General features: G+C 61.9%; 7 protein-coding genes. 6 read left to right on the top strand and 1 reads right to left on the bottom strand.

What is annotated here, in order from left to right; genetic code table 11:
* The coding region (locus AC1D0P_RS18765; RefSeq protein WP_477678139.1) for a transglycosylase domain-containing protein at positions 1 to 1,348 on the bottom strand (1,348 nt) is incomplete at its 3' end.
* Positions 1,349 to 1,616: 268 nt separating this feature from the next.
* Between AC1D0P_RS18765 and AC1D0P_RS18760 the strand changes: the two genes are divergently transcribed.
* The 6 genes from AC1D0P_RS18760 to AC1D0P_RS18735 all read left to right on the top strand — a co-directional run.
* Positions 1,617 to 2,696, top strand: a complete 1,080-nt coding sequence (locus AC1D0P_RS18760) for a pilus assembly protein PilM (protein WP_477678138.1) — start codon at positions 1,617 to 1,619, stop codon at positions 2,694 to 2,696.
* On the top strand, positions 2,693 to 3,337 hold the full coding sequence (locus AC1D0P_RS18755) for a PilN domain-containing protein (RefSeq protein ID WP_477678137.1): 645 nt from the start codon (positions 2,693 to 2,695) through the stop codon (positions 3,335 to 3,337). The genes AC1D0P_RS18760 and AC1D0P_RS18755 overlap by 4 nt, the downstream gene beginning before the upstream one ends.
* 16 nt (positions 3,338 to 3,353) lie before the next feature.
* On the top strand, positions 3,354 to 4,022 hold the full coding sequence (locus AC1D0P_RS18750; protein WP_477678136.1) for a type IV pilus inner membrane component PilO: 669 nt from the start codon (positions 3,354 to 3,356) through the stop codon (positions 4,020 to 4,022).
* On the top strand, positions 4,019 to 4,570 hold the full coding sequence (locus AC1D0P_RS18745; RefSeq protein WP_477652424.1) for a pilus assembly protein PilP: 552 nt from the start codon (positions 4,019 to 4,021) through the stop codon (positions 4,568 to 4,570). Before AC1D0P_RS18750 ends, AC1D0P_RS18745 begins: the two co-directional genes overlap by 4 nt.
* Entirely contained in the window at positions 4,567 to 6,690 is a 2,124-nt protein-coding gene (locus AC1D0P_RS18740) for a type IV pilus secretin PilQ (RefSeq protein WP_477678135.1), read from the top strand. The genes AC1D0P_RS18745 and AC1D0P_RS18740 overlap by 4 nt, the downstream gene beginning before the upstream one ends.
* Positions 6,691 to 6,858: 168 nt before the next feature.
* On the top strand, positions 6,859 to 7,125 hold a 267-nt coding region (locus AC1D0P_RS18735; protein ID WP_477678134.1), incomplete at its 3' end, for a shikimate kinase.

The following is a 7,125-nucleotide window of genomic DNA, read 5'->3' as shown; positions in this document are numbered from 1 at the left end:
CTTCAACCTCGGGTAGCTGGGTGATTTCCCAGGTGTTTTTCGGCGTTTTCGCCACGCGGATCAGGGCGCCGCGGCGGATCTTGATATTGGGGCCGGCCTTGTCGGCCAGGCCGGACTGCGCGGGTTTCAGGCCGTCGCCGGTGATTTCAACGGTTTCGCTGTTCTGGCGCATGGCCAGGATGCGCTTGGGATTGGCCTCGAGCACCACGGCCGACATGACGTCGCCGTTGTCGGGGTTGTCGGTCAGCGCGTCGTCGATGGCGTCTTCGGTTTCCTGGGGATTGGCGGGCAGGTCTATGAATTTCTCGGGGCCGCGGTAGATCTGGCGGCGTTCGTAATCCATGATGCCCTTGCGCAGGGCCTTGTAGGCCACGGTCTGGTCGGTGGCGCGCAGGGTCGTGTAGACGTTCAACCCGCGGGTATAGGTTTCGTCGCCGTACTGGTTGTAGACCAGCTGGCGCACCGTTTCGGCCACGTACTCGGCATGCACCCGGCCGGCGTCGGGCCCGGTCCTGACCTTCAGAGGCTCTTCCTTGGCGGCCTTGGCCTGCTCGGCCGTGATGAAGCCGTTTTCCTCCATGCGCTCGATGATGTAGAGCTGGCGCGCCCGGGCGCGTTTGGGGTTGGCGATGGGGTTGTAGGCCGACGGCGCCTTGGGCAGGCCGGCCAGCATGGCCGCCTCGGAGATCGTGATGTTCTTGAGCGGTTTGCCGAAATAAGCCTCGGAAGCCGCGGCAAAGCCGTAAGCCCGGTTGCCCAGGAAGATCTGGTTCATATAGATCTCAAGGATCTGGTCCTTGGTCAGCATGTGCTCCAGCTTGAAGGTCAGCAGGATTTCGTAGATCTTGCGGGTGTAGCTTTTCTCCGCCGAGAGATAGACATTGCGTGCCACCTGCATGGTGATGGTCGAGGCGCCTTGGCTCTTGGCCCGGCCCACGTTGGCGAAGCCGGCGCGGATCACGCCCAGGTAGTCCACCCCGCCATGGGAGAAAAAGCGCGCGTCCTCAATGGCCAGCACGGCATCTTTCATGACCTGTGGGATGTCCTTGATGGGGGTCAGGCTGCGCCGCTCCTCGCCGAATTCGCCGATCACCACCCCGTCGGCGGAATAAACGCGCAGCGGCAGTTTCGGCCGGTAGTCCACCAGGTCCGAGATGTCGGGAAGGTTGGGGTAGGCAACCGACAGGGCCACGGCGGCAAACAGCAGGACGCTGACGACGCCTGCGAGCAACAGGCCGGTGCTCCACAGCATCAGTTTGACCAGCCAGCGCGGCAGCCAGGACTTGGCTGGCCTTGACGACTTGGCCGGGCCGGGATTTGAATCAGGAGAGGTGGGCGTTGAGGGCATGTAGGCAATCGTAAAGTCGCGTCACTATTATAAAAATCCTGGAAACCGGGGCGTACCGGGCTGGCGCCGCCGCATCACTCTTTTACGTTTGCAGACATCGTCTTACCCCCGCCAGCTCGCTTGCACTCAGTTACAAGCGTCGGCTTTTGACAACGTTCTGGATGTGCGGAACAGGAAAAATCCTTACTGCACAAAGAGCTTACTGCTACTATTCAAGTGATTTCTTAAGTATGCAAGGCTACATATTAGCCGTCATTTGGGGACTGCCTTGATCTCTCTGGGGTCGTTATTCAACCGCCAACAACCCGCTTTGCTGGGTTTGGATATCAGTTCGTCCAGCGTCAAGCTGGTGGAGTTGAGCCGTGACAAGGCCGGTAACCTGGTGCTGGATCGCTGTGCGATCGAGCCCCTGGAGCGCGGCTGGATCACCGACGGCAACGTCGAAAAATTCGACGAAGTCGCCGACGCCGTGCGCCGCCTGGTCAAAAAGAGCGGAACCCGCACCAAAAACGTCGCCATGGCGCTGCCCGCTTCCGCGGTCATCACCAAAAAAATCATCCTGCCCGGGGGCATGACGGATGCCGAACTCGAAACCCAGGTCGAGTCGGAAGCCAACCAATATATTCCCTTCTCCCTGGATGAAGTCAGCCTTGACTTCTGTGTGGTGGGCCCCAGCGCCACCTCCAGCGGCGATGTTGAGGTGCTGATTGCCGCCTCGCGCAAGGAGAAGGTACAGGATCGGGAAGGCCTGGCTGAAGCCGCGGGGCTCAAGCCCATCGTGGTCGATGTGGAGTCTTACGCTTCGCGCCTGGCAACCGCCCGCCTGATCGAAAACCTGCCCAACAAGGGGGTGGACACCATGGTCGCCCTGTTCGAGGTCGGCGCCTTGACCACCAGCATGCAGGTCATCAAGAACGACGAAGTGTTGTATGAGCGCGACCAGGCCTTCGGCGGCGCGCAACTGACGCAGCTGATCGTCCGCCAGTACGGCTTTTCGCCGGAAGAGGCCGAGAGCAAGAAGCGCAGCGGCGACCTGCCGGAAGACTACGGCTCCGGCGTCCTGAAGCCCTTTGTGGAAAGCATGGCCCAGGAAATCGGCCGCGCCCTGCAGTTCTTCTTTACCAGCACCCCGCACAACAAGGTGGACTACGTCATGCTGGCCGGCGGTTCTTCCGCCCTGCCGGGGCTGACCGATTCCGTCACGCAGCAGACCTCGTTCGCCTGCCTCCTGGCCAACCCTTTTGAGGGCATGGAACTGGGCGACAGCRTGCGGGAAAAGAAAATGCGCCGTGAGGCATCGTCTTACCTGACCTCCTGCGGTCTGGCTTTGCGGAGGTTCCTGCAGTGATTCTGGTCAATCTGCTCCCGCACCGCGAAGCTGCGCGCAAGCGCAGGCGCGAAACGTTTTTCGCCACGCTTGGCATGGCCGCCCTGATCGGCGGCTTGATCTGCGGCGCCGTGTACTCCTGGTACCTCGCACAGATCGAAGCCCAGCGCAGCAAGAACAATTTCCTGAAAGTCGAGATCACGCGCCTGGAAGCGCAGATCAAGGACATCGCCACGCTGCAGGCGGAAATCGCCGCATTGAGGGCACGCCAGAACGCGGTGGAAGACCTGCAAGGCAACCGCAATCTGCCGGTCTACCTGCTCAGTGAACTGGTCAAGCAGTTGCCTGACGGCGTGTACATCAACAGCATGAGGCAGGACAACCAGACGGTGTTCATCACCGGCGTGGCCCAGTCCAACGAGCGGGTTTCCGAACTTCTGCGCAACCTGGCCAACAACAGCCCCTGGCTGACCCGGCCGGAACTGGTTGAAATCACGGCCAGCGTGGTGTCGCTGACGCCGCGCGACCAGCGGCGCGTGTCCAATTTCTCCATGCGTGTCGGGCTCAAGCGCCCCGCCGCGCCCAAGGCGCCCGGTTCCGCACCGGCCGGCTCGACGCCTGGTGCCGCGCCGGCGGCTGCGGCGATCCCGGCCAAAGCCTGAAGCAGGTTGAACGATCATGGCAAAAACTCCCAAAATCTCCGTCGATTTCTCGGCGATCCAAAACAGCCTGAAGGCCCAGTTCTCCGGGCTTGACGCCAATGACCCGCCTTCATGGCCGGCGTTGCCGCGCTATCTTCTCTGCGTCGCCGTCACGGTTCTCGTGGTGGTCGCGCTGTGGTTTGTCTGGCTCAGTTCCTCGGACGAAGAACTGACGGCCGAGCAGGCCAAGGAAGTCCAGTTGCGGGAAGACTACAAGAAGAAACTGGTGCAGGCGGTGAACCTTGATGCCCTGAAAAAGCAGCGCGAGCAGGTTCAGCAATATGTGACCCAGCTGGAGAAGCAGCTTCCGAGCAAGGCTGAAATGGATGCCCTGCTTTCGGACATCAACCAGGCCGGCCTGGGCCGCAGCCTGCAGTTCGAGCTGTTCCGGCCGGGGCAGGTCAGCGTTAAAGAGTACTACGCCGAACTGCCCATCGCGGTGCGCGTCACGGGCCGGTATCACGACATCGGCGCTTTTGCCGCGGACATCGCCAATCTCTCCCGCATCGTGACCTTGAACAATTTGAACCTGGTGCCGACCAAAGACGGAAATCTCGTCATGGACACCACGGCCAAGACATTCCGCTACCTCGATCCCGAGGAAGTGGCCCTGCAGCGCAAGAGCGCCCCGGGAGCCAAAAAATGAGGCTTAACAACTATGTGCTGACCAGCGGTCTGGTATTGGCGCTGCTGACGTTGGCGGGTTGCGGTTCGTCCGAGCAGGAAGAACTCCAGCAATGGATGACGGAGCAGCGCAATGCAACCCGGCCCAAGGTCGACCCCCTGCCCGAGCCCACCAAATTCTCGCCGCAGGCCTATAACCAGGAAGGCGCCATTGAGCCCTTCAGCAACCAGAAATTGACGCAGGCGCTCAAGCGTGACTCCAACCAGGCGACGGCCAATGCGGGCCTGATCGCGCCGGAACTGAGCCGGCGCAAGGAACCCCTGGAAGCCTACCCCCTGGACGCGACCTTCATGGTCGGAAGCCTGATCAAGGTGGGCCAGCCGGTGGCGCTGGTCAAGGTCGACAACCTGATTTACCAGGTCCGGGTCGGCAACTACCTTGGGCAGAATTACGGCCGGATCACGCAGGTGGGTGAAACAAGCCTTTCCCTGCGTGAGATCGTGCAGGATGCTGCGGGCGAATGGATTGAGCGGACGGCGACTTTACAGCTATTAGAGGGATCAAAATGAACAAGCAAACATGGGCATTGGCGGCAGAGGGTACAGGAGGCGGCCTGAAGCGTTTGCTTGAACGTGTGTTGCGCGGCGCTTCGTTCAGCATGGCTTTGTCGTTGCTGGCGGCAACGCTGCCGGCGGCCGCACAGGCGCAAAATTCCATTCAATCGGTGACCGGTTCTGTCCAGGGCGGCTCAGAGATCATCCGCATCGACCTGGCCGAGCCTTTGACCGCCATCCCCAACGGATTCACCATCCAGTCGCCGGCGCGTATCGCCCTGGATTTCCCCGGTGTCAGCAATGCCATGGGGCGGACCGCGGTGGACATGAACGTCGGTAACCTGCGCTCGGCGAACGTGGTGCAGGCCGGCGACCGGACCCGCGTGGTGCTCAATCTCAAGGCGCCATCGACTTACAAGGCCGACATACAGGGCAAATCACTGGTGATCACACTGGATCCGTCCTCTTCGGCAAGTGCTTCGCCAGCGGCGCCGGCGCAGGTTTTCGCGGAAAGCCGCAATCGCGACGTGTTGCCGCTCAAGGATGTCGACTTCCGCCGTGGAACCGACAGCGCAGGGCGCATCGTCGTGGGTCTGTCCAATAACGAAGTGGGCGTTGACATACGCCAGCAGGGCCAGACCCTGGTAGTTGAATTCCTGAAGACGGCCTTGCCTGAAGGCCTGCGCCGCCGCCTCGACGTGGCCGACTTCGGCACGCCGGTGCAAACCGTCACAACTTTCCAGACCGGCGACAAGGTCCGCATGGTGGTGGAGCCCAAGGGCGCCTGGGAGCACAGCGCCTACCAGAGCGACAACCAGTTTGTGCTGGAGGTCCGCCCCCTGAAGGTCGACCCGACCAAACTGACCCAGGGACCCGGCTACACCGGCGAGAAACTCTCGCTGAACTTCCAGAACATTGAAATCCGCTCCCTGTTGCAGGTGATCGCCGACTTCACGAACTTCAACATTGTCACTTCAGATTCCGTGACGGGCAGCGTCACGCTGAGGCTGAAGGATGTGCCCTGGGACCAGGCACTGGACATCATTCTCCAGTCCAAGGGCCTGGGCATGCGCAAAAACGGCAACGTACTGGTCATCGCGCCCAAGGACGAATTGGCTGCCAAGGACAAGCTGGACCTGGAATCGCGCAATGCCATCCAGAGTCTCGAGCCTGTTCGCACCCAGTCTTTCCAGATCAATTACGCCAAGGCTGCGGACATCGCGACACAGATCAGCGCCGGCGGAAGCGGGCCGGCGAGCGCCCGTATCCTGTCCCAGYGCGGCAGCGTCATTTCCGAAGCCCGGACCAACCAGTTGTTTGTGACCGACATTCCCTCGAGGCTGGAGGCGGTTCAAAGCCTGATCACCAAACTCGACGTGGCGGTTCGCCAGGTGCTGATCGAGGCGCGCATCGTCGAGGCTTCGGACACCTTCGGAAAATCGCTGGGCGTACGTCTCGGCGGCCAGCCCTTCAACCAGAACACCAACTCGGCGTTCGGCGGCACCTACAGCGCGGCGACGGCGGGCACCAATGCCGGCGAATTTGTGAGCCTGCCGGGCGTGGGCCAGAACGGCTTCTCGGCAGCGACGTTTGCCGTCTCCCTGTTCAACGCGGCCAAGACGCGATTCCTCAACCTCGAAATTTCCGCGTCCGAAGCCGACGGCAAGACCAAGATCGTCTCCAGCCCCCGCGTTGTCACGGCGGACCAGGTGAAGGCGCTGATCGAGCAGGGTACGGAACTGCCGTACCAGCAGGCGACCTCCAGCGGCGCCACGTCCATCAGCTTCCGCAAGGCCAACCTGAAGCTCGAGGTCACGCCGCAGATCACGCCTGAAGGCAACATCATCCTGAACGTCGACGTCAACAAGGACAGCGTGGGCCGCGAAACGGCCAACGGCTTCGCGATCGACACCAAGCACATCCAGACGCAGGTTCTGGTGGAAAACGGCGGGACCGTGGTGATTGGCGGTATTTTTGAGCAGAACGACCGCGACAACGAAACCAAGGTTCCGTTCCTGGGCGACCTGCCGGGCGTCGGCAACCTCTTCAAGCAGCGGACCCGCTCCGCCACGAAATCCGAGCTGCTGGTGTTCATCACGCCCAAGATGCTGACCAACGGATCGGCACTGCGCTGAACCCGGGGGCCGGCTGTGCCGCGAGGCGGGGCCGGTCTGGTGGGAAAATGCAGGTAACGGCGGGCCCTTTGGGGCCTGTCGCGTTTGTGAAGCCGGCCCATTTCCTTTCCCTCCTCCAATCACGCATCCCGGGGCGAATGCCCCCAGACTCCATTGAATGCAAACCCGTTGAGAATCGCCTGCGTGGGCCTGCCGGGTTCGGGGAAGTCCACCGTCGGCCGGCATCTGGCCCGCAAAATAGGGCTGCGCTTCATCGATTCGGACCAGGTCATCGAGCAGCGCATCGCCTGCTCCATCCGCGAGTTTTTCGAGCGCGAGGGTGAGAACGCCTTCCGCGATATCGAGCAGCAGGTGATCGACGAGCTGACGCAGGGCCAGTCCTGCGTGCTGTCCAGCGGCGGCGGGACGGTGCTGCGCCCCGCCAATCGCCAGCAC

The organism is Polaromonas sp. P1_G2 (genome assembly GCF_056405515.1).
Note: the sequence above shows the minus strand (reverse complement) of the source record. Positions and strands in the feature narration are given on the sequence as shown.